This window comes from Pontimicrobium sp. MEBiC06410 (genome assembly GCF_053601615.1).
In genome coordinates, this window is record NZ_JBSHNT010000055.1 from 1 (window position 1) to 1,156 (window position 1,156).

Here is a 1,156-nt window from a genome sequence, read left to right on the forward strand (position 1 = left end):
CTGTGTTATTTGCATAAGGACCAAAAGAAACAACTCCTGTTGCGTTTACAACTTGAGAGTTTCCTTGATTGTCTGATACGGTAAGTGATGTTGCTGTTCCTAAATCTGTAATATCTGTTTCTACAAAAAACTGTGGTCCATTTATACAGTCTGAAACAACTGCGTAAGTTGCTGTAGGGTTTGTACATGTTGAGCATACTACTGTAACATCTAATGGATCAAATCCATTGGTATCGCAACTTACAGACCCATCCGAAGTTATTGCTAAAGTAATACTGTCTCCTGTAGATTGATAAGTAATACCTGATACATCACCACCATTTCCATAAGGTGTTCCTGCATTTAAATCTGTTCCTGTTGCTACATCAGTAATAACTAATTCATCCCAACTGTTTTCTACCGTTCCTGAATTGATTGTTATCGTTAATCCTGATCCATCTGTACTTGTAAATGTAAAGACATTAGAGTCATTAGCTGTGTAACAGTAATTTAAGGTTTGTGCTCCTACTGCACAGTCTACAGAAAAATCTGTTTGTACTGTTGTTGTAAAGTTTAAAGGACCTACCCAGTCGCTATATGTGCCTCCACCACAATCTGATCTTACATAAACTTCATAGTCTGTAGAGTAGTCTAATGCTGTTGCATTAACTGTGTTTGTAGCTATCATTGTTCCGTTGCCAGCTGGTACACCAGTTCCTGGTGCTTGTAAAACATATTCCCAAGCAGTTATTGTTCCTGCATCCCAAGTAATGTCTGCTGTTGTTCCTCCTATATTATTAGCTGCTAAAGCTGTTGGCACATCACATAATGAGTTAATAACAGCAATATTGTCTATCATCCAGTACCATGCCCAACTATCTCCATCGTCATAAATAAAACGAATTTGCATGTTTGCATTAGAATAGGCAGTAATGTCAATGTGTTGTTGATTTGGTGTTGCAAAAGAACCTGTTGTAGCTGTTTGATTTAATACTTCTACCCAATTCGTTCCATCGTACACTTCTACAATACCACTATCTGACCCTCCAGATCTGTAAAACTGATCGAAGTCTAGGAATAGACCAACGGCTCCAGTGGTATCAAAAACTGGTGAGGTTAGCGTTTCTATTAATTGTGTACCATTTCCATTGGCATCACTATCAACAAAAGCTCCAGC

At 38.1% G+C, this 1,156-nt stretch carries 1 pseudogene; it reads right to left on the reverse strand.

Annotation, left to right across the window (positions count from 1 at the left end):
• A pseudogene (locus tag ACVC08_RS00335) lies at positions 1-1,156 on the reverse strand (hypothetical protein); the annotation flags it as partial.